22 protein-coding genes are annotated in these 23,067 nt (G+C 70.2%); 10 read left to right on the forward strand and 12 right to left on the reverse strand.

Annotation, left to right across the window (positions count from 1 at the left end; genetic code table 11):
* Positions 1 to 91: 91 nt before the first annotated feature.
* The gene (locus ABT130_RS06520; protein ID WP_350953431.1) at positions 92 to 1,885 is read right to left on the reverse strand and encodes an AMP-dependent synthetase/ligase; all 1,794 of its coding nucleotides are present in this window, start codon (positions 1,883 to 1,885) and stop codon (positions 92 to 94) included.
* Between the two features lie 198 nt (positions 1,886 to 2,083).
* Between ABT130_RS06520 and ABT130_RS06525 the strand changes: the two genes are divergently transcribed.
* The 7 genes from ABT130_RS06525 to ABT130_RS06555 all read left to right on the forward strand — a co-directional run bounded on the left by ABT130_RS06525 (position 2,084) and on the right by ABT130_RS06555 (position 8,787).
* The gene (locus ABT130_RS06525; protein WP_350953433.1) at positions 2,084 to 2,851 is read left to right on the forward strand and encodes a metallophosphoesterase family protein; all 768 of its coding nucleotides are present in this window, start codon (positions 2,084 to 2,086) and stop codon (positions 2,849 to 2,851) included.
* 56 nt (positions 2,852 to 2,907) lie between these two features.
* Positions 2,908 to 3,345, forward strand: a complete 438-nt coding sequence (locus tag ABT130_RS06530) for an SRPBCC family protein (protein WP_350953434.1) — start codon at positions 2,908 to 2,910, stop codon at positions 3,343 to 3,345.
* A 30-nt stretch (positions 3,346 to 3,375) separates the two neighbouring features.
* Complete coding sequence (locus ABT130_RS06535; protein ID WP_350953436.1) at positions 3,376 to 4,548, forward strand: ArsA family ATPase; 1,173 nt, start codon at positions 3,376 to 3,378, stop codon at positions 4,546 to 4,548.
* 253 nt (positions 4,549 to 4,801) lie between these two features.
* Positions 4,802 to 5,587 carry a hypothetical protein gene (locus ABT130_RS06540; protein WP_350953438.1) on the forward strand — a complete coding sequence of 262 codons (786 nt, stop codon included), beginning with the start codon at positions 4,802 to 4,804 and terminating at the stop codon, positions 5,585 to 5,587.
* A gap of 27 nt (positions 5,588 to 5,614) precedes the next feature.
* A complete protein-coding gene (locus ABT130_RS06545) occupies positions 5,615 to 6,559 on the forward strand; it encodes an ROK family glucokinase (RefSeq protein WP_350924308.1) in 945 nt (314 codons plus the stop codon).
* 248 nt (positions 6,560 to 6,807) lie between these two features.
* Positions 6,808 to 7,518, forward strand: a complete 711-nt coding sequence (locus ABT130_RS06550) for an endonuclease/exonuclease/phosphatase family protein (RefSeq protein ID WP_350953440.1) — start codon at positions 6,808 to 6,810, stop codon at positions 7,516 to 7,518.
* A 141-nt stretch (positions 7,519 to 7,659) separates the two neighbouring features.
* The gene (locus ABT130_RS06555) at positions 7,660 to 8,787 is read left to right on the forward strand and encodes a hypothetical protein (protein ID WP_350953442.1); all 1,128 of its coding nucleotides are present in this window, start codon (positions 7,660 to 7,662) and stop codon (positions 8,785 to 8,787) included.
* Between the two features lie 13 nt (positions 8,788 to 8,800).
* Here the strand turns inward: ABT130_RS06555 and ABT130_RS06560 are convergent, their stop codons facing one another.
* Together ABT130_RS06560 and ABT130_RS06565 are read right to left on the reverse strand one after the other, a co-directional pair.
* On the reverse strand, positions 8,801 to 9,271 hold the full coding sequence (locus ABT130_RS06560) for a hypothetical protein (protein WP_350924314.1): 471 nt from the start codon (positions 9,269 to 9,271) through the stop codon (positions 8,801 to 8,803).
* A gap of 66 nt (positions 9,272 to 9,337) precedes the next feature.
* Complete coding sequence (locus ABT130_RS06565; protein ID WP_350924316.1) at positions 9,338 to 10,102, reverse strand: alpha/beta hydrolase; 765 nt, start codon at positions 10,100 to 10,102, stop codon at positions 9,338 to 9,340.
* Between the two features lie 149 nt (positions 10,103 to 10,251).
* Here ABT130_RS06565 and ABT130_RS06570 point away from each other — a divergent pair, with 149 nt between their 5' ends.
* Positions 10,252 to 10,971, forward strand: a complete 720-nt coding sequence (locus tag ABT130_RS06570; RefSeq protein WP_350924318.1) for a lysophospholipid acyltransferase family protein — start codon at positions 10,252 to 10,254, stop codon at positions 10,969 to 10,971.
* Positions 10,972 to 10,999: 28 nt separating this feature from the next.
* Here the strand turns inward: ABT130_RS06570 and ABT130_RS06575 are convergent, their stop codons facing one another.
* The 5 genes from ABT130_RS06575 to ABT130_RS06595 all read right to left on the reverse strand — a co-directional run bounded on the left by ABT130_RS06575 (position 11,000) and on the right by ABT130_RS06595 (position 17,402).
* The gene (locus ABT130_RS06575; RefSeq protein WP_350953444.1) at positions 11,000 to 12,007 is read right to left on the reverse strand and encodes a LacI family DNA-binding transcriptional regulator; all 1,008 of its coding nucleotides are present in this window, start codon (positions 12,005 to 12,007) and stop codon (positions 11,000 to 11,002) included.
* 102 nt (positions 12,008 to 12,109) lie between these two features.
* On the reverse strand, positions 12,110 to 13,078 hold the full coding sequence (locus ABT130_RS06580) for an acetylxylan esterase (protein ID WP_350924322.1): 969 nt from the start codon (positions 13,076 to 13,078) through the stop codon (positions 12,110 to 12,112).
* A gap of 148 nt (positions 13,079 to 13,226) precedes the next feature.
* The gene (gene mmuM, locus ABT130_RS06585; protein ID WP_350924324.1) at positions 13,227 to 14,084 is read right to left on the reverse strand and encodes a homocysteine S-methyltransferase; all 858 of its coding nucleotides are present in this window, start codon (positions 14,082 to 14,084) and stop codon (positions 13,227 to 13,229) included.
* A gap of 190 nt (positions 14,085 to 14,274) precedes the next feature.
* Positions 14,275 to 16,620 carry a VIT domain-containing protein gene (locus ABT130_RS06590; protein WP_350953446.1) on the reverse strand — a complete coding sequence of 782 codons (2,346 nt, stop codon included), beginning with the start codon at positions 16,618 to 16,620 and terminating at the stop codon, positions 14,275 to 14,277.
* Positions 16,617 to 17,402 carry a MerR family transcriptional regulator gene (locus tag ABT130_RS06595; protein ID WP_350953448.1) on the reverse strand — a complete coding sequence of 262 codons (786 nt, stop codon included), beginning with the start codon at positions 17,400 to 17,402 and terminating at the stop codon, positions 16,617 to 16,619. Before ABT130_RS06595 ends, ABT130_RS06590 begins: the two co-directional genes overlap by 4 nt.
* 124 nt (positions 17,403 to 17,526) lie before the next feature.
* On the opposite strand from ABT130_RS06595, the gene ABT130_RS06600 reads away from it, so the two are divergent.
* Positions 17,527 to 17,994 (forward strand): Dps family protein, encoded by a 468-nt coding sequence (locus ABT130_RS06600; RefSeq protein WP_350953449.1) that lies wholly within the window; start codon positions 17,527 to 17,529, stop codon positions 17,992 to 17,994.
* Positions 17,995 to 18,199: 205 nt separating this feature from the next.
* Here ABT130_RS06600 and ABT130_RS06605 read toward each other — a convergent pair whose 3' ends face one another.
* The 3 genes from ABT130_RS06605 to ABT130_RS06615 form a co-directional block, all read right to left on the reverse strand.
* On the reverse strand, positions 18,200 to 19,987 hold the full coding sequence (locus ABT130_RS06605) for a hypothetical protein (protein WP_350953451.1): 1,788 nt from the start codon (positions 19,985 to 19,987) through the stop codon (positions 18,200 to 18,202).
* 56 nt (positions 19,988 to 20,043) lie between these two features.
* A complete protein-coding gene (locus tag ABT130_RS06610; RefSeq protein ID WP_350953453.1) occupies positions 20,044 to 20,178 on the reverse strand; it encodes a hypothetical protein in 135 nt (44 codons plus the stop codon).
* A gap of 188 nt (positions 20,179 to 20,366) precedes the next feature.
* Positions 20,367 to 21,194, reverse strand: coding sequence for a DUF6597 domain-containing transcriptional factor (locus tag ABT130_RS06615; protein WP_350953455.1), 828 nt, complete (start codon positions 21,192 to 21,194; stop codon positions 20,367 to 20,369).
* On the opposite strand from ABT130_RS06615, the gene ABT130_RS06620 reads away from it, so the two are divergent.
* Positions 21,193 to 21,735: a TIGR03086 family metal-binding protein gene (locus tag ABT130_RS06620; protein ID WP_350953457.1), complete on the forward strand. Its 543-nt coding sequence runs from the start codon at positions 21,193 to 21,195 to the stop codon at positions 21,733 to 21,735. The two genes, ABT130_RS06615 and ABT130_RS06620, sit on opposite strands and share 2 nt — an antisense overlap.
* A gap of 416 nt (positions 21,736 to 22,151) precedes the next feature.
* Here the strand turns inward: ABT130_RS06620 and ABT130_RS06625 are convergent, their stop codons facing one another.
* Positions 22,152 to 23,051, reverse strand: a complete 900-nt coding sequence (locus ABT130_RS06625) for a hypothetical protein (RefSeq protein WP_350953459.1) — start codon at positions 23,049 to 23,051, stop codon at positions 22,152 to 22,154.
* Between the last annotated feature and the right edge of the window lie 16 nt (positions 23,052 to 23,067).

Consider the following 23,067-nt stretch of genomic DNA (forward strand, 5'->3'; position numbering starts at 1 on the left):
TCGGTCACCGCAGCACGCTGCGGCTCCCTCCTCCGCCTTGCGAGACACCACCTGACCGATCCTCGCCACGGCAAGATCCGCAGGACAGGGCCTAGCCGTAGAGGGACTCGACCTGCTTGGCGAAGTCGCGCATCACGACGGCGCGCTTGACCTTGAGGGTCGGGGTGAGGTGTCCGCTCTCCTCGCTGATGTCGACGTCGAGCACGGTGAACTTCTTGATCTGCTCGGCTTTGGAGACGAACTTGTTGGCGTTGTCCACGGCCTTCTGCACCTCGGCGACGATGGCCGGGTCGGAGCTGAGGGTGGCGAGGTCCGCGTCCGTCCTGCCGTTGGCGGCCTTCCACTGCTCCAGGGCCTCGGCGTCGAGCGTGATGAGCGCCGCGACGAACGGCCTGTCGTCGCCGACCACCATCGCCTGGCTGATCAGCGGGTGGGCGCGGATGTGGTCCTCCATCGGGGCCGGGGCGACGTTCTTGCCCGCGGCGGTGACGATGATCTCCTTCTGGCGGCCGGTGATGCGCAGGTAGCCGTCCCCGTCCAGCTCACCGATGTCGCCGGTGTGGAACCAGCCGTCCTTGTCGATCGCCACGGCGGTGGCCTCGTCGTTGTTCCAGTAGCCCTCGAAGACATGGCGGCCCTTGACGAGCACCTCGCCGTGCTCGCCGATGCCGATGGTGACGCCGGGGAACGGCTTGCCGACGGTGCCGATCTTGTTGGCCCCCGGCAGGTTGACCGAGGAGGGCGCCGAGGTCTCGGTGAGGCCCCAGCCCTCGAGCACCTCGATGCCCACGCCGCGGAAGAAGTGGCCGAGCCGCTCGCCCAGGGCGGAGCCGCCGGACACGGCCGCGGTCAGCCTGCCGCCGGTCGCGGCGCGCAGCTTGCCGTAGACGAGCCTGTCGAACAGGGCGTGCTTGAGCCTCAGGCCCAGCCCCGCGCCGCCGGTGGACTCCGCCCTGCTCCAGGCGACGGCGGTCTCCGCCGCGGCGTGGAAGATCTTCCCCTTGCCGTCGGCGGTGGCCTTCTGCTCGGCGGCGTTGTAGACCTTCTCGAACACGCGGGGCACGCCCAGCAGGAACGTGGGCTTGAAAGCCTGCAGGTCGGGGCCGACGTTCTTCATGTTGGGGGTGTGCGCGAGGACCGTGCCCGTCTCGATCAGCACGATCTCGATGATGCGGGCGAAGACGTGCGCGAGCGGCAGGAAGAGCAGCGCCGCCCTGTCGTCCACGGTGAAGAGGCGCTCCAGCGGGCCGTGCGCGACGTTCCTGGCGGTGAACAGCAGGTTGTCATGGGTCAGCCGGCAGCCCTTGGGCCTGCCGGTGGTGCCCGAGGTGTAGACGATGGTGGCCAGGTCGGCGATGCCGCGGCTGGATCTGCGCTCGGCGAGCGTGTCGTCGCCGACCTCGGCGCCGAGCGCGGTCAGCTCGTCCAGGGCGCCACCCTCGATGCGCCAGATGTCCTTGAGGCCGGGCAGCTCCGAGATGCCCTCGCGGACCGTCTCCTCGTTCGAGTCCAGCTCGACGAAGACGGCCTTCGCGCCGCTGTCGGAGATGATCCAGGAGGCCTGGTCGGCCGAGGAGGACTCGTAGATCGGCACGCTGACCGCGCCGGCGGCCCAGATCGCGTAGTCGATCACGGTCCACTCGTAGCGGGTGCGCGACATCAGCGCCACCCGGTCGCCGGGTTCGACGCCGGCCGAGATCAGGCCCTTGGCCAATCCCGCGACCTGGTCGCGGAACTCGCGGGCGGTGACGGCGGCCCAGTCGTCGCCGACCTTGCGGCGCAGGGCGACGGCGCCCGGCTCCTCTTCGGCACGCCGGAACACCGTGTCGGTCAGGTTGGCGGAGGCGGGGACATCCACCAGCACGGGGACGCTGTACTCACGCACGGATCACTCCTGGAGACGCACGGATCGATGGGCTGCCTGGAAGCTATCGCGATAAGTTACGCATGAGTAAATTCGTCACCCAGGCGTTATGAAAGGCGATTTCACCGTACCAACTGCTCTCGCCTGGAGTCATTGGCCGCGCCGCCGTGTGAGGTTTGTTACTTATGCCGGTATTTGTGGGTGGTTAGGATGTCCGGCATGCGGGTTCATGTCGTCAGCGACGTACACGGGAGAGCCGACGCGCTGGCCCGCGCGGGGGACGGCGCCGACGCCCTGATCTGCCTGGGGGACCTGATCCTGTTCGTCGACTACGACGACCACTCCCAGGGCATCTTCGCCGAGCTCTTCGGGGCGGAGCGGGCGACGGAGTTCATCGCGTTGCGGACGGCCAAGCGGTTCGAGGAGGCGCGGGCGATGTCCTCGGCGCTCTGGGCGTCGCTGGAGGGCGGCCCGCGCGAGCACATCGAGCGCTCCGTCAGGCGGCAGTACGGTGAGATCTTCGCCGCGATGCCGACCCCCGCCTACCTCACCTACGGCAACGTGGACCTGCCGCACTACTGGCCCGATTACGTGCGCGAGGGCCACCGGGTGCTCGACGGCGAGACCGTGGAGATCGGCGGCCTGCGCTTCGGCTTCGTCGGGGGCGGGCTGCGCACCCCGTACCGGACCCCGTACGAGATCGACGAGGAGGAGTTCGCCCGCAAGGTGGAGGCCGTCGGCGAGGTCGACGTGCTCTGCTGCCACATCCCGCCGGCGATTCCCGAGCTGCTCTACGACGTGGTGGCCCGGCGGTTCGAGCGGGGCAGCGAGGCCACTCTGGAGGCGATCCGGCGGACCCAGCCGCGCTACGCCCTCTTCGGTCACGTGCACCAGCCCCTCGCCGCCCGCACCCGGATCGGCAGGACCGAGTGCCTCAACGTGGGGCACTTCAGGAACAGGGGCGTTCCCTTCGCGTTGGAGTGGTAGCCACCACCGGCCCCGCCGGGCGTACGCGGACGATCGTGAAGCAGTACGGTTGGCCCATGGCTGATCGCACCACCTCCAGCATCACGATCGGCGCGGACCGGTCGACCATCATGACGGTCATCGCCGACTTCCCCTCCTACCCCCAGTGGGCGGGCCAGGTGAAGTCCGCGCGGATCCTCTCCACCGGGGAGGACGGCCGCCCGGCCACGGTCAGGTTCGTCCTCGACGCGGGTGTGATCAGCGACGAGTACACCCTCCGCTACACCTGGAACGGCGACGAGTCCGTCGACTGGAGCATCGCCGAGGCGGGGAAGATGCTCTCCGGGCTCACCGGGAGCTACCGTCTCACCGACGCGGGCGGCGGCACCGAGGTGACGTACGAACTCGCCGTCGACCTCAAGGTGCCGATGATCGGCATGATCAAGCGGAAGGCGGAGAAGGTCATCGTCGACACCGCCCTGAAGGGGCTGAAGAAGCGCGTCGAGACCCGATGAGGTCGCGGAACCGTCCCTCGGGAGGATGACGTGAGCCGGGTTCTGCTCTTCACCGGCAAGGGCGGCGTCGGCAAGACGACCGCCGCCGCGGCCACCGCCACCCTCGCCGCCCGGTCCGGCCTCAAGACCCTGGTGGTCTCCACGGACACCGCCCACTCGCTGGCCGACGCCCTCGGCGTGCCCGTGGGGGAGGAACCCACCGAGATCGCCCCCGGCCTCTCCCTGCATCAGGTCGACACCCAACGGGCGCTGGAGCGCCAGTGGGGCGAGCTGCGCGACTATGCCAGGGGCGTCTTCGCCGAGCTCGGCCTCGACGAGGTGACCGCCGAGGAGATCACGGTGCTGCCCGGCGCCGAGGAGGTCATCGCGCTGCTGGAGCTGCGCGAGCAGGCGCGCACCGGGCTGTGGGACGTCATCGTCATCGACTGCGCCCCGACCGCCGAGACGCTCAGGCTGCTGGCCCTGCCCGAGGCCCTCGACTGGCACGTGAACCGGCTGCTGCCCGTAGGCAGGCGGCTGCTGCGCACCCTCTCCCCGCTGATCCGCCGCCTGGCGCAGGTCAGCGTGCCGGAAGACCACGTGGTGGGCGCGGGGGAGCGGCTCCACCGGGGGCTGCTGGAGGTGCGCGAGCTGCTCACCGGGCCCGGCGCGAGTGTCCGGCTGGTGCTCACCCCGGAGGCCGTCGTGCTGGCCGAGGCCCGCCGCACGCTCACCTCCCTCAGCCTGTACGGCTACCGCGTCGACGCGGTGATCGCCAACCGGGTCTTCCCCTCGGAGGGCGCCGACGAGTGGCGGCAGCGGTGGGTGCGGGCCCAGGCCCTGCACCTGGCCGAGGTCGAGGAGTCCTTCGCGCCGCTGCCCGTGCACACCGTGCCCTACCTCGAGGCCGAGCCCGTCGGCCTCGACGCCCTCGCCGGTGTCGCCGAGGCCATGTACCGCGGGAGCGACCCCTTCGCCCCGCCCTCCGTCGACCCGCCGCTGCGGATCACCGCCGAGGGCGAGCTGATCCTGGCCCTGCCGCTCGCGGACAAGAACGAGGTGGATCTGGCGCGCAAGGGCGACGAACTGATCGTCAACGCTGGTTCCTACCGCCGGGTCCTGGCCCTGCCCGCCGCGCTGGCTCGCAGGTCGGTGCGGGAAGCCGCGCTCCGAGATGGATTTCTCCGGGTACGGTTCGAAGCGGGAGGGCCTGATGACCGATAACACGAATGACGCAGAGAAGACCCCGAAGCCGCGTGCGCCCAGAAAGCCGCGTAAGGCCGCCGACGTTGTGACCCCGGAGGTCGCCGATACCGGAGGCGCCGAGAAGGCCTCGAAGCCGCGTGCGCCCAGAAAGCCGCGTAAGGCCGCTGACGTCGTGACGCCGGAGGTCGCCGCCGAGGTTGCCGATACCGGAGGCGCCGGGAAGACTTCGAAGCCGCGTGCGCCCAGAAGGCCGCGTAAGGCCGCTGACGTCGTGACGCCGGAGGTCGCCGCCGAGGCCGTCGACACCGGAGGCGCCGAGAAGGTCCAGAGGAGCCGCCGCGCGAAGCCTGCCGGGGGAGCCGCGAAGTCCGGGCGTACCGGATCGGCCGAGCCTGTCAAGCCGGTCGAGCCGGCTGCGGCGAGGACCGAGTCCGTCGAGCGGATCGAGGTCGTGGCCGAGGCCTCGGATTCCGGGCGGCCCCCGACCTCGGAGCAGGCCGAGCGCGACGCGCGCGCCGAGTGGTTCGAGCGCGCCGATCGGGCCCGGCGCGAGGAGCGGACCGGCTGGACCCCGTGGGGCCGCCCCGGCGAGCGCGAGGAGCCGGGCGGGAACGAGGAGCGCGGACGAGACGAGCGAGTGCGCGAGGAGCGGGCCGAAGCAGGTAGGGACCCGCTGGGCACCGCCGCCGAGGAGGCGTTCAAACTCTTCGACACGCTGCAGCAGAAGGCGGCCAGGGAACTGGGCAAGAATCTGATCAAGGGCACGATGACCGGTTTCGGCAGCGCGTTCTCCGGTGGCGGTCGAGGAAGAGAGCGGGACGTGTGGGAGGAGGCGGTCTCCGAGCCCGAGGAGTACATCTGCCGGGCCTGCCCCGTCTGCCGCGCGATGGCCGCGCAGCGTGAGTCGGGAGCCGCCGTCACCGACCACCTCATGCAGGCCGGCACCGAGTTGTTCGCCGCCTTCAAGTCGGCGGTCGAGGGGCTCGGCAAACCCGCGCCCGGCCAGCGGACACGGGAGCGCGAGGACACCCCCGTGGAGCACATCGACCTGGGGTGAGCCCAGGGGGAGAGGAAGAAACGGACAATGGCGCTGACCATCGGCGTGGACATCGGCGGTACGAAGGTCGCGGCGGGAGTCGTCGACGAGGACGGCCAGATCGTCGCGCACCTGCTGCGGCCCACCCCGGCCGAGAACCCCGAGCAGGTCGCCCACACCATCGGTGACGCGATCCTGGAGCTCGCCAGGGGCCGCGAGATCGAGGCCGTCGGTCTCGGCGCCGCCGGGTTCGTGGACGAGACCCGGTCCATCGTCCGGTTCGCCCCCAACCTCGCCTGGCGCGAGGAGCCCCTGCGGAAGAAGGTCTCCGACCTGGTCGGCCTGCCCGTCGTGGTGGAGAACGACGCCAACGCGATGGCGTGGGGTGAGGCCAGGTTCGGCGCCGGCCGAGGGGAGAGCCACCTGGTGTGCGTGACCGTCGGCACCGGCATCGGCGGCGGCATCGTGCTCGACGGCTCCCTCTACCGGGGGCGCTGGGGCATGGGCGCCGAGTTCGGCCACATGCAGGCGGTCCCCCAGGGGCGTCAGTGCGGGTGCGGCAACCTCGGCTGCTGGGAGCAGTACGCCAGCGGCAGTGCCCTGGTCCACGAGGCCAGGAAGATCGCCGAGGCCGAGCCGGACAGGGCCGTCACGCTCTTGAAGATCGCCGGCGGTACGCCGGAACAGATCGAGGGCCACGAGGTCACCGAGGCCGCCAGGCAGGGCGACCCGGCCGCGCTGGCCGCGTTCTCCTCGATGGCCCGCTGGATCGGCCGGGGGCTGGCCGACCTCGTCGCCGTCCTCGACCCCGGCTGCTTCGTGCTCGGCGGCGGTGTCTCGCGCGCCGCGGATCTGTGGATCGACGAGACCCGCGAGTTCTTCGCCACGCACCTGAGTGGCCGGGGGCACCGCCCGCTGGCCGACATCCGGCCGGCCGAGTTGGGTGCCTCTGCGGGCCTGGTGGGGGCCGCGGATCTCGCCCGCAGGCGCTGACCGGGGTCCTCCTCGACAAGACGCGCTGAGGAAGGCCCCGCCGGGCCGCCCTCAGCGCGTCCGGCAGGAGCACCGCTCGGCCCTGCCCGGTTTCGGGCCGCGCCTGCCGTAGACCTCCGCCGGAGAGCTTGGGCGGTCGGCACGCACCGCCGCCCGCCGACGGCCCGTATACCGATTAGGGATGGATGGCTGGTATGTCCGGCGGTGCGCGGTTACCCTCGCGTCACGCGTCGCGAAGTGAGGCAGCCGTGGTGCTCAGGATCGCCAGCTACAACGTGCGTTCGATGAGGGACGACATCCCGGCGCTGAAGCGGGTGGTCGCCGCGCTCCGCGCGGACGTGCTCTGCGTGCAGGAGGCGCCTCGGTTCCTCTGCTGGCGCCGCAGGCGCAGACGGCTGGCGGCCTTCGGCGGACTGTCCGTGGCGGCCGGCCGCCGCAGGGGCGGTGTCGCCGTGCTGACCGGTCCCGGCGTGCGGCTGCTGCACGGGGAGGGGCACCTGCTGGAGCCCTTCTTCCCCCTGGAGCGGCGGGCCATCGCGATCGCCGTGGTGGAGGCGGAGGAGCGGCGGGTCGCCGTCGGCTCCATCCACCTGGACCTCGACGAGACGGCCAGGCGCCGGCACGCGGGCGAGGCGGTGAGGCTCCTGGGAGAGGTGGCAGGCCGGTTCGGCGCGTTGCCGGTGCTGGCCGGAGACATCAACGAGCAGTCCGGGCAGCCGAGCTGGCAGCACCTCGCCGAGCGGCTGACCGACTGCTACCCGGTCTCACCGCGCGGTGACGGCTTCACCTTCCCGGCCAGGGGGCCGCACAAGCGGATTGACGCGATCTTCGCGATGGCCGGCCTCTCCGTGCTCTCCTGCGGGGGTGTCGAGGCCGATCCGGCAGACCTGGTGGCCGCCACCGACCACCTGCCGGTGGTCGCTGAACTGGATCATCGGCACCCCGGACCTCATCTCTGAAGAGCCGGCTTTCCCGGGGAGCTGAGAAAACCGGTGGGATCAGGGTTTTCACGACGAACGGTAGGGCGTCTTTCCGGATCGCGCCCGTCAACTGGAGAGACCGGGACACGGGGAGGGGACGAGCCCCGTACCATTTGAAACATGACCCGTCGCCTTCCGCGGCGTGCGCTGGCTCTCTGCGCGGGAGGCCTCATCCTGCTGTCCTCGCACACCTTTCCAGCACATGCCGATCCCGTCAGCCCGCCCGTGGCCGAGGCCTGGCAGGCTCCGGCCAGCGCGGGCCTGAGCAGTGACGGATCACTCTCCGACGTGGTGGGCATCTCGGCCACGAGTGTGTGGGCGGTGGGCCAGCAGAGCGTCTGGGACGTCTGGCAGAGCCGTGGCGCGATCACCCACTGGAACGGTTCCTCCTGGAAAGAGGTCGGCATCCGCAACGACCCGACGGGCGCGGGGCCCCTGCGTTCCGTCGCGGCCGCCTCGGCGTCGGAGCTGTGGGCCGTCGGTGAGGGACATGACGGTCTTCCGTACCTGGCGAAGGGAGACGGGGCGGCCTTCGACAGGGTCGTCGTCGACAAGCTGCACGCGGGTGACTGGCTGGGCGGGGTGGCGGCCGTCCCCGGCAGGGTGGTCGCCGTCGGCCGCCGTGACAAGCAGCCCCTGCTCGTGACCGGCACCGGTTCGAAGTGGAAGCTCACCCAGCTTTCCGGCAGGGGCATGCTGTACGGCGTGGCGCTGTCGGGCAAGAGCGACGGGTGGGCGGTGGGCGACGCCGCGGGCAGGCCGTTGATCATGAGGCAGTCCGACGGGCGCTGGAAGCCTTTCAAGACCCCCGAGATTCCCGGCGGCTACCTGCGTGACGTCCACCTCGACGGGCCGAAGCGGGCACTCGCCGTGGGTGGCCTCTACCGGGGGGCCGGCGAGACCGTCCCGTTGATCCTGTCGTGGAACGGCAAGAAGTGGTCCCGGGTGTCCCTGCCCGCCGGTGACATCCGCCTGTACGGGGTGACCGGTGACCGCAAGGGCCACTTCTGGATCTCCGGGGTCGATCTGGACCGGCCCGGCGAGGCGTTCCTGCTCCGCTACGACGGGCACAAGGTCAAGGCGTTGCGCGGTCCCGAGAGCACCGACTCCCGGACGGTGAGGCTCCAGGCCGTGACCTGTCTGCCGGGCACCGGCACCGTGTGGTCGGTCGGCCACGTGGTCGACGCCTCCGGCAAGTACACGGACGTGATCGAGCGCTTCGGCACCCCGGTGCGCGCCAAGCCGTAGGGCCGGGCCCCGCTCAGATGACCGCGCCGTCGTCCCAGCCGGAGTCGTTGGGCGGGCCGTCGCCCATGCGGACCACCAGCGCCACGAAACCGCCGATGAACGCGGCGACCGCGGTGAACAGCATCCAGCCCTGCAGGTTCCAGCTGAGCGCGGCGCTGAGCAGCAGGTAGGCGGGCCCGCCGAACAGGGCCAACCATGCGATCTTGGTGGTGGCGTCGGTCTTGGGCAGCGGGGGTGGTGGCGGAGGCACGTAGTGCTCCTCCTCCTCGCCGTCACTCCGTTCGCTGTCGGAGTCGTCGTCGGCCGGGTCGTCCTCACGCAGGAGGTCTTCCTCGTCCGACTGCTTGATCACCCGTCGCGGAGGTTCGGCCGGAAGGTTCTCGCTGTCCGGCCAGGGCTGATGTGCCGAGTCATGCTCGGCGGGGTCGTTGAAGGACGCGACGATCTGACGCCAGACCTCGTCCTCGTCACTTTGAGGTGTCACTTAGCTGGGCCCATTGTTCATCGGCCGATCACTTTCTCCCGGAGACCGCGCATCCTCCGCTCGGGATCAGTCTCTCTGCAAGGGTACAGACGCGTTCGTCTTGATGAACTCCAGGCTCCCCGCAAAGATCTGATCCGCATCGTTGTCAAGAGTCGCGACGTGGTAGCTGTTGGCGAGCTCCACCACATTCAGATTCCCCCCGGTCAGCCTCTCACGCAGAATACGCACACTCGCCGGTTTCACAACATGATCCTGTGGACTATGGAAAACCAGTACGGGCTGGGTGATCTTGCTCAGCTCCGACTGCGTCAGTGACCAGAGCCGGGGGAGGGTGGCCGCGGCCTTGACCGGTGTGCGCGGGTAGCCGAGCTCGGTCGCCCCCTCCTTCTTGATGTCCCCCGCCACGCCGGGCACCGACGCGATCACGAACCTGAGCAGGGGGGCCAGCCTGAGCAGCGGCACGTCGTTGGCCACCGACGGGTTGACGATCACCAGCCCCCTGATCCGGTCGCCGTGCACCTCGGCCAGCCGCAGCGCCATGCAGCCGCCGAGCGACAGGCCCATGACGAAGACCTCGGCGCAGTTGCCACGCAGGTCCGCCAGGGACTTGTCCAGCTCGGCGTACCAGTCCTCCCAGCGGGTGTGGCTCATCTCCTGCCAGGTGGTGCCATGGCCGGGCAGTCGTGGCAGCGACACGGTGATGCCCGCCGCCGCCAGGTACTCGCCCCACGGTCGCAGGGACTGTGGCGATCCGGTGAATCCATGACAGAGCAGGACGCCGATCTGTCCTCCCACATGGTGGTACGCCTCCGCACCGGGCATGACTGGCATCGCGGCTCCTTGTAAGGTTCGCCCGATCGTCGCACGACTGGGGCGTGTTTTGCGAGAGGTCGATTTGGGTGGTTCGGTGGTGTAGGTGACCGAGGCCGGAAGTGGGAGGATAACTCCAGGTCCTCGCCTGTCAACTGAAGGAGCATGGAGTGTTCTACTGGGTGGTGAAGGCGATCCTCGGACCCCTACTCCACGTGACTTTCCGCCCGTGGGTGGAGGGCGTGGACAACGTGCCGAGGCAGGGGCCGGTGATCCTGGCCGGAAACCACCTGTCGTTCGCCGACCATTTCTTCGGTGCGCTCTTCCTGCGGCGCAAGGTGATCTCTCTCGGCAAGTCCGACTACTTCACCGGCCGCGGCCTCAAGGGCATGCTGAGCAGAGCCTTCTTCAGTGGTGTCGGCACCGTCCCGATCGACCGCTCAGGGGGCAAGGCCAGCGAGGCGGCGCTCCGCACCGGCAGGCGCATCCTTGACGAGGGCCATGTGCTCGCCATCTACCCCGAGGGCACCCGCTCCCACGACGGCCGTCTCTACAAGGGCAAGACCGGGGTGGCCCGCCTGGCGCTGGAGTCGCGCGTGCCGGTCATCCCGTGGGCGATGGTCAACACCTTCGAGATGATGCCTCCCGGCCGTATCCTGCCCAAGCTGGGCATCCGTCCCGGTGTGAAGTTCGGCAAGCCGCTGGACTTCACCCGCTACTACGGGATGGAGGAGGACCGCCTCGTGCTGCGCGCCGTCACCGACGAGATCATGTACGCGCTGATGGAGCTCTCCGGCCAGGAGTACGTCGACAGGTACGCCGCGAGCGCCAAGGCCGAGGCCGCCCGCGCGGCCAAGGAGGCCATCGTTCAGGCGCGCGAGCGCACCTGAACGTCCCGGGCGGCCGGCCAGGCGGAGATCAGCGGGTCGACTCGCGGACGATCAGCTCGGGCTGGAACATGACCTGCTGGTGGGCGTGGGACTCCGGGTTGTCGCACTCGTCGAGCAGCAGTTCGGTGGCCACCCTGCCGAGCCGGTGGGTCGGCTGCCGGATCGAGCTGAGCGAGACCGCCGACGCCGAGGCGAAGTCGATGTCGTCGTAACCGATGAGCAGGATGTCCTGGGGGACCCGCACGCCCGCGTGGAGCAGCCCTCGCAGCATGCCGAGGGCCAGCAGATCGTTCGCGCAGAACACGGCGTCCGGCAGCCGCCCCTCGGCGATGAGCTTCTCCGCGGCCTGCTGCCCGGATTTGGCGTTCATCGCGTTCATCGCGACCTCCTCCAGCGTCTGCCCGGGGTCGCGACCCGTCGCGGTCAGCGCCCGCTCGGCGCCGGTCAGGCGGTCGGAGCACTGGCGGATGGTGAGGGGGCCGGTGACATAGGCGATCCGGTCGGCCCCGGCGGCCAGCAGGTGGGAGACCGCGAGGAAGCCGCCGGTGATGTCGTTGACCGCCACCGAGCACTGGTCGGCGCGCTCGGCGGGGTGATCCACCAGGACCACGTTGATGCCGCGCTCCCTGAGCTGGTCGAGCTTGGCCAGGTTCCCCCCGGCGGGGGTGATGAGCACCCCGCGGACCCGCTGCTCGGCGAAGACCAGCAGGTTGCGCTCCTCCTTGAGCCTGTCGCCCGAGGAGTTGCCCAGGATCACCGCGTACCCGCGCTCGCTGGCCACCTCCTCGACCCCGGCGGCCACATCCGTGAAGAAGGGGTTGCCGATGTCGATGACCGAGAGGCCGACGGTGCGGCTGTGCCCGGCCCGCAGGCTGGAGGCGGAGCCGTGCCGGACGAACCCCAGCTCACGAATGGCCTCCTCGACCCGGGAGCGGGTGGACTCGGCGACCTTCTCCGGGCGGTTGAGCACGTTGGAGACCGTTCCCGGGGAGACTCCGGCCCGCGCGGCCACTTCCTTGATGCTCACCGAACTCATGTGCACTGATTAAAACGTAATAACGGGGCAAGTGCCAGTGAAGTCACCATCTACGGCCTACCTCCGGCTTTTAAATAAAACGTTTTGCTCCATATCGGGCGGTCAGCCTGTCAGCAGTTTCCTGGCGATCCTGAGCTGCTCGGCGATCTGGTCGGACTCGCCCCCCTCGTGGCCGTTGAAGGCCCACACCCGGATGTCCTTGTCGCCAGCGTAGTGGTTGTAGGCGGCGAAGACCGTGGAGGCGGGGGTGATGCCGTCGCGCAGGCCGACGGAGAAGAGCGCGGGTGTGGTGTTGCGGGCGGCGAAGTTCATGCCGTCGAAGTGGTCGAGGGTGGCGAAGACCTGGTCGACCCGGTGGCGGTTGGACTTGAGGAAGCGGCCGAGTTCGGCGTAGGGGTCCTCGTCGGTGATCTCGGCGGCGCGGCGGATGTGCGACATGAACGGCACGTCGATGAAGGCGAACAGCAGGCCGGGTACCAGCGCGCTCACCGCCATCGCGAGGCCGCCGCCCTGGCTGCCGCCGGAGACGACGATGCGCGAGGCGTCCACCAGCGGGTGCGCGCGGGCGGCCTCGACCGCCCTGACCCCGTCGGTGTAGAGGCGCCGGAAGTAGTAGTCGTCGGGGTCGGACACGCCCTGGGTGAGCTTGCCGCTGCTCTGCGCCCCGGTGCCTCCTACCGGGTCGGGTGTGTCACCGGGCCGCCAGCCGCCGCCCTGCCCGCGGGAGTCCATGACGAGGACCGCCCATCCGGCCGCGGGCCAGGTGAGCCAGTCGTGCGGCAGACCCCGGCCGCCGTTGTAGCCGATGTACTGCACCACACACGGCAGCGGCTCCTCGGCCGCGGCGGGCAGCAGCAGCCAGCCCTTGATCTCCTGACCGCCGAAGCCCGCGTAGCCGACGTCGAAGCAGCGGACCAGGGCCAGGTCCGTCTCCACCTCGGTGAAGACGGCGTTCAGGTCGTGCTCGCGGGTCTCGGCGAGCGTCCTCGCCCAGAAGGCGTCGAACCCGCCGGGTTCCCGGCGCTCGGGCCGGTACTGCCTGAGCCGGTCGAGGGGCATGTCGACGAACAAGAGACCTCCCGGGGGCGGAACGCGCTCCGACGCGCCCTGGGCGCCGGCCGATCACTACCGTAGGCCGTCGCGCTGACCGGGAGTAGTGCGCGGTTCCGGCCCGGCCGCCGAGGTCCCGCCGGCGAGGTGACGGCGGGACCTCACCCGGTCAGGTCAGGTGGGCGCGGATCTGGCGGATGTGCTCCGGCGTGGTGCGGCAGCAGCCGCCGACGAAGGCGGAACCCGCCGCGTTCCACCCGGCCGCCGCCTCGCCGAACTCCACCGGGTCGGCCAGCCCGAGCCAGCGGTGGTTCGCCGAGTCCCAGACCTCGCCGGAGTTGGGGTAGACCATGGTGGGCTTGCCCTTGATCTGGGAGATCAGGTTGAGCACGTGGCGCGGTGCCGTGCAGTTGACGCCGATCGCGATCACCTGGGGGTTGCCGGCGAACAGGCGGGCCGCGGTCCGCAGCGGGGTGCCGTCGTTGATGTGCTCGCCGTCGCGGCAGGAGAAGCTCACCCACGCCCGCATCCCCGGTGTCTCGGCCAGCAGCCGCCGGAGCGCCCTCGCCTCGGGGTAGGAGGGGATGGTCTCGCAGGCCAGCAGGTCGGCCTCGCTGTCGGCCAGGATGTGCCAGCGGTCGCGGTGCCAGTCGGTCAGGCCGTCCTCGTCGAGGTCGTACTTTCCGGTGTACTCGGCGCCGTTGGCCAGGTAGGCGCCGTACGGCCCGACGCTGGCGGCCACGGTGCCGGAGCCGTGGGTGTCCCTGGCCTGGGCGGCGAGGTGCACGGAGAGCAGGATCAGATCCTCGGCCTCGGCGGCGCTCAGTCCCCGCCGCAGGAACGCCGGTATGCTCGCCTGATAACTCGCCGTTATCGCCACCTCGGCACCGGCGGTGAAGTAGTCGAGATGCGCCTGCCGGATCACGGAGGGGTTCTCCAGCAGGAGCTTCGCCGACCAGAGGTCGTCTCGCAGGTCCGCGCCCAGCTCCTCCAAATGGGTGGCCAGGCCGCCGTCCAGAATCACCATTCCGCTACTTTATGTGGAGCCGCGAGGCCGGGGAGCCCGCTGTCCCGTACCGGCCCCGCCGGGCCGTGCCCGTAATGCCGGGAGTCGCGGACCCGGGTGTCCCGCGCCGGAGAACGCCACGGGCGGCGGAACCCGGCGGACACCTGCTCCGGGCCCGGTCGTCCGGTGGTCCGACCGGGCCCGGAGGAGATCATCGCTTCCAGAACGGGCGGCGCCCGCCGGTGTCCACCAGGGCCTCCAGCACCTCCACGGCCCGCTGCCACAGGGCGTCCACGTCCCCGCCGGCCCGCAGCTCCTCGGCCAGGGCCGCCAGCTGCGGGTGGCCGCCGAGGTAGACCACCAGGGCCGCGAGGCGGCTTCCCAGGTCCTCCAGCACGCGCAGCCGCTCGGCGGCGGGCAGCGACGCCGCGGCGCGCAGCCGCTTCAGCTCCTCGGCGAGCAGTTCCCTCGGCGGCTGCTGCGGGCTGCCCTGCGGCTCGGGGGCCGGCACCGGGCGGGGCAGCATCCGGGCGCGGTCGTCAAAGCCGCCGGCCGCCGCCTCCTGCGGCAGGCCGCCGCCGATCGCGCTCGCCGCGAACTTCGGCACGGCACCGGGAGCGGCCATCCCGGGCGGGCCCATGGGCCGCCCCATGGGCGGCCGGGGAGCCGCGCTCGGGGTGGCCATCGAGGTCAGCATCATCGGCGCCGCCGCGACGACGGGGCTCTCCCAGCCGCTGGGCAGCTCCACCGGCTGGATCACCCGGTGCCCGGGACCACCCTCGGCGACCACCTGCGTGTCGACCGCGACGAAGGCGGTGAACCGGCAGAGCACCCCATACCTGAGCGAGGTCTCCACGATCTCGGCCTCCAGCGACCGGTCGCCGATCGCGTAGCGGTCCTCCAGGGTCCGCAGCCGCTCCCGCGCCCAGATCGCCCGTAGCGCCGGGTTGTCCACCGTCGCCGAGGCGACCCGCCGCTCCCACGGCAGGCCCGCGGCGTCCAGGCCCCGTACGGTCAGCGCCCCGGTGGCGGCGCCACGGTAGCGGCCGAGGACGGTGAACGGGACGCCAGGATAGATCGAGCCGACGTGGCCGACCGTCTCGGTGATCAGGTCGAGCCCCTCGGAGTGCAGGGCCAGGTCGGTGACCAGCGGGGCGCCGATCCTGCGATGGATGTGCTCCATCGCCTCGTCAAGCCGGTCCTCGGACTCGACCAGCTCGCACCGGCCCCCGCCCAGCCCGGCGAGCCTGCCCAGGAACCCGGCGTTGACCGCCCTGTCGATGCCGACCGTGTGCACCCGCACACCGGCCAGCCGGGATCCGGTCCGCTTCAGGATCTGGTCCTCGTTGCCCACCTGCCCGTCGGTGACCAGCACCAGCACCCGGTCCCTGGCGGAGTCGGCGAGCAGCGCGGCGGCCTGCTCAAGCGGGGCCAGCATCTCGGTGCCGCCGCGCGCCTCCAGCCTGGCCAGATGCTCCACGGCCCGGTAGCGGTTGCGGTCGGAGGCCGCACAGAGCCCCTCGCCGAGCCCGTCCGGCTGCTCCACGACGGTGTCGAAGGAGAGCACCGCGAACCGGTCGCGCGAGGTGAGCGTGTCGACGATGCGGGCGGCGGCGCGCCGGGCGGCCACCATCTTCCAGCCGGTCATGCTGCCCGAGCGGTCGAGCACCAGCACCACGTCCTTGGCCCTGGCTCCGGCGGGTGCCGCCTCGGGGACGACGGTCAGCGTGAACGTGCCCTCGCCGTTCTCGTCGTCGGGGGCCAGCGCCAGGGAGGTGGAGGCATCTGCGGCCAGACGCAGGATGAAGTCGCGGTCCAGCCGCTCGCCCGGCTGGAGGCGGATCGTGCCGCCCTCCTGGAGAGTCACGTGCAGGCTGGAGCGGATCTCGCGCAACTCCAGCCCCGCCGGGTCGACGGAGACGGCCAGCGAGAGCCGTACCGGGTTGGGGAAGCCGGGCAGCAGCACCGGCGGGGTGATCCGGGAGGCGTCGGGGACCGCGTCGGTGTCCGGGGTCCACCCGTCGCCCGCCCGCTCGCCGTCCAGCGGGGTGCCGGGGATGTAACGGGGGGCGACGACCAGCGGGAAGCGGAAGGTGGCCGCGCCGTCCTCGTACGGGAGCGGCTGGTTCAGCGTGAGATGGACGGTGACCCGCTCGCCGGGCACGATGTTGCCGACCCTGATGGTGAAGACGTCGGGGCGGTCCTCCTCGGCGATCGCGGCCCGCTTGCCCTGGGCGATCGCCTGGTCGTAGTCGGCCCTGGCCTGGCCGCGCTCCTTGAGCACGCCCTCGATGACCCGCCCGTCGGCCTCCATCCTGAAGGCGGTCACGGCGGCGCGGTCGGGCAGCGGGAAGACGTACGTCGCCTCCAGTGCCACGTCGTGCGGGTTGTGGAAGCCCTGGACCAGCTCGATGTCGGCCAGCAGGCCGGTCACGGCGGCGGTCACGTCCACGCTCTCCAGCGGCAGGTTGCCGCGCTCGGTGGTGAGCGTCCCCAGCCCGGCGTCCGGGACGGGCGAGCACTCCTCCGGTGACAGTGTTGCGATCGAGGTAATCATGGTTGCGTTCCTTCCGGAGGTGTGAGGCCGCGTTCGCGCAGGAGCGACAGGAGCTCCCGTGACGCGGCGGCGATCTCGGCGAGGTCGTCGGGTGAGGGGGGGCGTCCGCCGCCGTCGAGCAGCAGCGTCACGCCGTCCGTCAGGCGTACGCCGTGCACGATCACGGCGGGATGGGGGGTCACTGCGGGTACGCCCGCCCGGGGCGTGGGCCGGTGGGACGGGGCCGAGCCGTGTGCGGCCTGATCGGGTGGGGCCTGGCCGGAGGGCGCCGGGTGGGACGCGGCCTGGCCGGGGGGAAGCGTGGCCCCGCCGGACGAGGTCGGAAGGGGCGGGGTGCTGGAGGGGGCAGGTTTCGGTGGTGGCGCGGGTTTCTGTGGTGGTGTGAGGCCGGTCTCCGCCGGGACCGAGGACGGCTCGGCCCAGAAGCGCGGGCGTGCCGTCCTGGGGGAGACCGTCTCGGTGGAGTGCTCCGGTGACCGCTCGGGGATGCGGGCGATCGACTCCAGGGTCTGGTCGGTGGCTCCGGTCAGCTCGGCCTGGATCTCGGCGATGGTCCGGCCGTCGGCCTGGCGCCGCTTGACCGCGATGAGCTGGAGCAGGTGGCGCCTGCCGTACAGGGCCACCCGGCCGCGTCGGGCCAAGGGGGGGTCGAGCAGGCCGATCGTGGCGTACCACCGGATGAGTCGCTCGTTGGGCACGTCCCTGATCCGCCCGTTGAGCTGGGCGGTGGGGGCCAGCGCCGCGGACGCCCGCTCAGCCAGTTCACCGATGGTCCATTCCATATGTCGATAATGACACTGTCATCATGACACTGTCAATCTAAGAGGCTGGATAGGGATGCGGATAGATGGGTACGGACATTCCGTAGCAAACGGGAAACCGAGCTCGAAACAGGGGGAAAATTCCATGTCCTCGATCACCAGTCCACTCAAGCCAGAAGACAAGAAGGTCGTCGGCCAGGCGCTCCAGGGGGCGCTCGTCGACCTGCTCGATCTGTCGCTCCTGACCAAGCAGGCCCACTGGAACGTGATCGGCCATAACTTCCGCACACTGCACCTGCAGCTCGACAAGATCGTCTCGTCTGCCAGGAAGCACGCGGACACCGTCGCCGAGCGCGCGGTCGCCATGGGGTGCAACCCCGACGGCCGGTCCACCACGGTCGCGAACCACACCGAGGTGCCGCAGCTGGAGGCGGGCTACATCAACGACGGCAAGGTCGTCGCCGCCATGACGGACATCCTCGGATCCATCATCCGCCGGATGCGCGAGCGGATCGCCACCACCGAGAAGCCCGACCTGGTGACCCAGGACCTCCTGATCGAGATCACTCAGGACCTGGAGAAGCACCACTGGATGATCGAGGCCCAGCGCTAGATCGTCCCGCCAAGGCGCTCCGGCCCGTGGGCCGGGGCGCCTTTTTTGGCCGAGAGACTCCCGGGAGTGTGACGGTTCTACCGGAGGCGGGGCCGTTTGCCGGCACCTGTTTCGCGGGGGATGAGAGTGGCGAAGGCGCCTGAAGAACGTGAAAACCCATGGTTTCCCTGTCCCGGCAGGGAAACCACGGGCGAGGTGATGCCGATCAGATGCAGTTCACCAGATATGCGGCCTTCTTGACCGGCTTGTTATGGTTCAGTACATCGATGGCGACCGTTCCGCTGGTCCTCGAATCCCGGTACCAGTGAGCGGACTGGAGGTTGAGGACTCCGCTGGATCCGACCGTGAACGTGGTGGTGTCACCCGGCTTCCCGTCGATGACCCACCGGTAGCTGACCTCCGTGCCCGGAGCCGCATGGAGTTTTGCCGACGCGGTCGGGTACGGCGCGGCGTCGCAGTCGCCGTAGTAGGCCACCGGGGTCAACGCGCCGATGCGGACCGTGCCCGGCGTCGGGTTCTTCGGCACACAGGTCCAGGAGTAGGTCTGCTGGGTGAACGGCTTGTTGTGGTTGAGCACCTCAAGCCGTACGGTGCCGCTTCCGCTGCTCAGTGTGGACTTGTTCCAGAAATAGCCGATCGTCTGGGTGACGCCGGGTTTGAGCACCTCGCTCAGGACCGGCCCCGGCTCGCCGTCGGCCACCAGGCGGTACCTGACCTCGGTCTCCCGGTCCGTCGTGAACAGCACGTCCATTCTCAGGGTGAAGGAAACGTCGCAGTCGCCCTCGTAGAGCGGCACGGTCATGTAGCGGAAGGTCAGGTTGGCGTCGTTGGGCCCTTCGTCGCAGGTGAAGGTGTACGAGCGCTCGTCAGGCTGGGAGGGGCCGCCCTCGACCATGAGGCCGACCTTGTGCGGGCCGCCCCCGGCGGCACCGAGGGTCCAGGAGGCGGAGACGTCCTGGGAACGGGCCTGGGCGGAGGCGGGGAAGTTCAGCACCTGCTGCTGCCAGGCGGTGCCGTCCACAAGCCACCAGTAGGTGACCTGCTGTGCGGCTCCGGCGGGGAGCGTGACCTGCCCGGCGGCCCGGTAGGCGACCGGCTCCACGCAGGTTCCCTTGTAGTCGCCCGGGGTGAGCTCCACGATCTGCCGTCCCGGCGTCAGCGGAGGCTGCGTGGGCGTGGACGTCGGGGTGGACGTGGGCGTCGACGTCGGGGTGGACGTCGGGGTGGGCGCCGGGCCGGCCTTGCAGGTCACCGTGTAGTCGGCGCGGCCGGAGTCGTGTCCGCCGGGGGTGAGGATGCGGACGGCCTTCCAGCCGCCGGTGGAACTGCCCACGCTCATCGGCAGCGTGACCTGGCGGATGCGCGACCCGCCGGCGGCGAAGTACAGCGACTCCGGCCGTCCTTCGCCGGTGATGCTGTCGATCCACTGGTAATCGACGGTGGCCGGGGTGCGCGAGACCTGGATGGTCGCGGTGAACCGCACCGTCGCCGGGCAGACGCCGGTGTAGTCGGCCGGGCTGACGTCCACGTCCGCCGCCGACTCCAGCGCCCGGCCGGGCTGGGCGGGCAGCGGGTGGGAGACGTCCCACACCTGCGCGGGACCGGCACAGGCGACGCTGAACCGCGCCTTGCCCGACAGTCCCTTCTTGCCCAGGATCTCGACGGCCTGCCAGCCGGTGGTGTCGCGGTCGAAGGTCTGCCGGTCTCGCACGACCACCTTGCGCGAGCCGTTGACGCGGAAGCTCTTGACGACGCTCTTGCTGCCGTCACCACGTACCCACCTGTAACGGACGGAGCCCTTGCCCTTGGCCGCCACCACCGCGGAGAATCCCACCGTGGTCGGACAGGCGCCCGACTGCTTGGCGGGGCTCGCCTTCACCTGGGCCACGGCGGTCTTGAGCGCCGGGGCGGACGATGGGGCGGCGTACGAGGGGGTGGCGGCCAGCAGCCCGCCGAGCACCACCGTGCTCAGCAGCAACGCTGTCCTCTTCATCAGGTTCCCTTTCTTCTTTGCGAAAGATTTCCATGATCGAGATCCTCACTTGTTGATCACTTGGTCTTTGGTTGTCGTCCGGCCGCGGCGTCGTCCGGCCCGACCGCCGGCGCGAGCGGGTCGCCCTGTGCGAGGTCGATGCCGATGAGCGGCCCCGTGCCTCTCACCTGCCTGCCTGCGCTTTCGGCCATGCGCGGTGCCGCGTTCCTCGGCGGTGACCGGCTCCCGGCATGGCACCCCGTGCCGGGAGGTGGATACTCGTGTGCGCCCGCTGGGTGAGACGCGGAAACGTTCACGGCCGGCTGGTCCCTGGTGGTCGAGCCGGCCGCCGCTCTCATCTGTCACCGTCGCCTCGCCAAAGGAGAGACGGACGTCAGGATCAGGCCTGGCCGCTGAGCCGGGCGTAGGCGGCGGGCGGCATGCCGACCGCGGTGGTGAAGTCGCGGGTCAGGTGGGCCTGGTCGGCGTAGCCGAGCTCGGCGGCCAGCGTGGCGAGGTCGAGGCCCTGGTAGACCCGCTCCGCGGCCTCGTGCAGCCGGAAGCGGCGGATCACCCACTTGGGGCCGATGCCGACATAGTCCCGGAACAGCCGCTGCAGCGAGCGCACCGACCGCCCCGATCTGGCGGCCAGCTCGTCGACCCTGGTCACGGACATGTCGTTCGCCACCATCGTCACCAGCGCTGCGGCCTCTTCCGTCAGCGGATCCTGATCCGGCCTCAGACTCAGCAGGAACGTCTCGGTGAGCGCGATGGCGGCCCGGGTGTCGGGCTCGGCCAGGACCTGCTCGCCCAGGGTCGCGCCCGCTGCGCCGTACATCTCGCCGATCTCCACGAAGCGGCCGGTCAGCTGGGACACCGGGCCGCCGAGGAACGGCCGGAAGCCGCCGGGGCGGAAGCGCGTGCCGAGCACGCGGCCGCTGCCCCGCATCGTGTAGGAGAACCCGCCCTTGATCACTCCCGCGATCCGTTGGAAGTCCGCGGTGATCGTCATGTTCACGGTGGGGTGCGAGACGATGCGCTGTTCGTACGGCTCGGCGAGGTCGGTCCAGGTGACGACCCAGAAGTAATCCACATATGCCGAGATTTCGGGCGATGGCGCCTGACGGACGAAATCGAAGGTGCTGAGCCCTGCGTACGGGTCGACCCAGCCGCGCTGTCGCGTTTCTACAAGCCGCGCCTCAGGTAGGCGGGGCATGATGGCTGCCATGGACGACATGATGCCGCTGATGACGCACGCCACCGAACGGACCGCGGGATTGGTGCGCGCGGTACGGCAGGAGCAGCTCGGGTCCTCGACGCCATGCGCGAAGTTCGACGTCAAGGACCTGATCAACCACCTCGAGTGGGTGGCGGAGATGTTCGAGTCGCTGGGGCGCAAGGGGCCGAACGTCGAGCAGGGACCTTACGCGGGCGACTTCCCCGAGCGGGCGGAGCGCATGCTGGCCGCCTGGTCGCGGCCCGAGGCGTGGGAGGGGACCAGCCCCGGCATGGGCCTGCCGATGACCACGCTGGCCCACATGTACCTCGTCGACATGGTCGTGCACGGCTGGGACCTGGCCAGGGCCACCGGTCAGGAGTACGAGCCGGACCCCGAGGCCGTCTCTCGGGCGCTGCACTTCGCCGACCAGATGGCGGAGACGGGCAGGCAGCGCGGTGCCTTCGGGCCGCCGGTGGCGGTGCCGGACGACGCCCCGCGGTTCGACCGCCTGCTCGGCGTCATCGGCCGGGACCCGGCCTGGACGCCGTGATCCGCCCCAGCCCTTCAAGACGGCTCCCGGCACGGAGTCGGTGCCGGGAGCCGGAACCCTGGCCGGCCTGCCGAAGAAGGTCACGGCAGGTTCCGATCGCCTGCGAACGCTGAGGACGACCGGGAGCGGATATCGCTCAGGTGAGCGGGCCGAGATCCTGAGCGCCGGAATCGTCCCGGCATCCAAGAAGATCGTGGATGCGCTGGGAGTCGAGACAGGGACCTCCGTCGTTCGGCTTCCGGCAAAGCATCGCTCTCACCCCGGACGGCTCTGGCCGGCGATCGCGCGGTGGCGGGGCACGTTTGGTGGTCGCCTCCGGTTGCCGATCACGGTGTTCCCCAGGAAGGAGAAGCAGCCCAGGATCCACCGCGACCACCCGTCCTGAGCTCAGCGGGTCTCGCGGCATCAGGGGGCGATCAGGAGCAGTCGCCGTCCTGCAGCCGATCCGGATGGGCCTCGGGCCGGAGCCTGTATCCATCGGCCAGGAGGAAGGCGCGCCGGTACGAGAGCACGCCGGGTTTCGTGCCGCAGTGCAGCCCGGTGAGCTGGAACGGCTTTTCCTGGTCCTTGATCAGGATGTGCTTCGGCTCATTGCCGATGAGGTAGTCCACCCGGAGGTAGAAGGTGGAGTGGTGACGTTTCTCGTTCAGCCGGACGATCAGTGTTTTCTGTTTGCCGTCGGGGAGCGAGATCACCTGCTTCTCGAAGTACGGCTCGCCCTCGGTTCCGTCACCGAACGGGTTCCCGGCCACCACCTCCCGGGCCACCGGGATGGGCTCGTGGAGATTGATCACCATACGGGCTATCGGCGTGCCCGCCTGCGACGGCACGCTGAACAAGGTGCCACCCAGCCCAGCCGATCTTTTGAGGATCACCGGCCGGATGTCGACGATCCGGATCTCTCTTTTCCGCCGCCCCTCGAAATTGATCCGCAGGGTGAGCTTGCCGAGATTGACGCCCCCCATCGCCCGCAGCCGATCGTTCAGTTCGGAGGACACCGCACCGTTCTGCCGATTCATGATTTTCAGCAGCGAGGCGTCCGGTAGCACGACGTCGGCGAAGGCCATGGATCTGCCCTCGTCCTCTCCGTAGATCGTCTCCACGTGATAGTCGAGGTCGTCGTCCCCTCTGATCTCTGCACGGACCTCGTCCTTCAGGGCGGCGTCATCGACCAGTTCGGGCCACAACCACCCCAGGCCGGCCAGCGCCACACCACCGACGACCGTGGCGACCACACCGCCGATCCAGACCGCCGGCTTGGCGTACCACTTCTCCTTTGTGCCCTCTTTGGGGGGATTCTCCTTTGCTGGGGCCACCGGGTCTTTCGCGCGA

Origin of the sequence: Streptosporangium sp. NPDC001681, from assembly GCF_040298085.1 — a bacterium.
Lineage (GTDB): Bacteria > Actinomycetota > Actinomycetes > Streptosporangiales > Streptosporangiaceae > Streptosporangium.

Bases quoted from the DNA above. Each gene is read 5' to 3' on its own strand.
- ABT130_RS06525 (WP_350953433.1), top strand. From the start codon at position 2,084: ATGCGGGTTCATGTCGTCAGCGACGTACACGGGAGAGCCGACGCGCTG.
- ABT130_RS06530 (WP_350953434.1), top strand. From the start codon at position 2,908: ATGGCTGATCGCACCACCTCCAGCATCACGATCGGCGCGGACCGGTCG.
- ABT130_RS06545 (WP_350924308.1), top strand. From the start codon at position 5,615: ATGGCGCTGACCATCGGCGTGGACATCGGCGGTACGAAGGTCGCGGCG.
- ABT130_RS06555 (WP_350953442.1), top strand. From the start codon at position 7,660: ATGACCCGTCGCCTTCCGCGGCGTGCGCTGGCTCTCTGCGCGGGAGGC.
- ABT130_RS06565 (WP_350924316.1), bottom strand. From the start codon at position 10,102: ATGCCAGTCATGCCCGGTGCGGAGGCGTACCACCATGTGGGAGGACAG.
- ABT130_RS06575 (WP_350953444.1), bottom strand. From the start codon at position 12,007: ATGAGTTCGGTGAGCATCAAGGAAGTGGCCGCGCGGGCCGGAGTCTCC.
- mmuM (WP_350924324.1), bottom strand. From the start codon at position 14,084: ATGGTGATTCTGGACGGCGGCCTGGCCACCCATTTGGAGGAGCTGGGC.
- ABT130_RS06590 (WP_350953446.1), bottom strand. From the start codon at position 16,620: ATGATTACCTCGATCGCAACACTGTCACCGGAGGAGTGCTCGCCCGTC.
- ABT130_RS06595 (WP_350953448.1), bottom strand. From the start codon at position 17,402: ATGGAATGGACCATCGGTGAACTGGCTGAGCGGGCGTCCGCGGCGCTG.
- ABT130_RS06600 (WP_350953449.1), top strand. From the start codon at position 17,527: ATGTCCTCGATCACCAGTCCACTCAAGCCAGAAGACAAGAAGGTCGTC.
- ABT130_RS06605 (WP_350953451.1), bottom strand. From the start codon at position 19,987: ATGAAGAGGACAGCGTTGCTGCTGAGCACGGTGGTGCTCGGCGGGCTG.
- ABT130_RS06610 (WP_350953453.1), bottom strand. From the start codon at position 20,178: ATGGCCGAAAGCGCAGGCAGGCAGGTGAGAGGCACGGGGCCGCTCATC.
- ABT130_RS06620 (WP_350953457.1), top strand. From the start codon at position 21,193: ATGGACGACATGATGCCGCTGATGACGCACGCCACCGAACGGACCGCG.
- ABT130_RS06615 (WP_350953455.1), bottom strand. From the start codon at position 21,194: ATGGCAGCCATCATGCCCCGCCTACCTGAGGCGCGGCTTGTAGAAACG.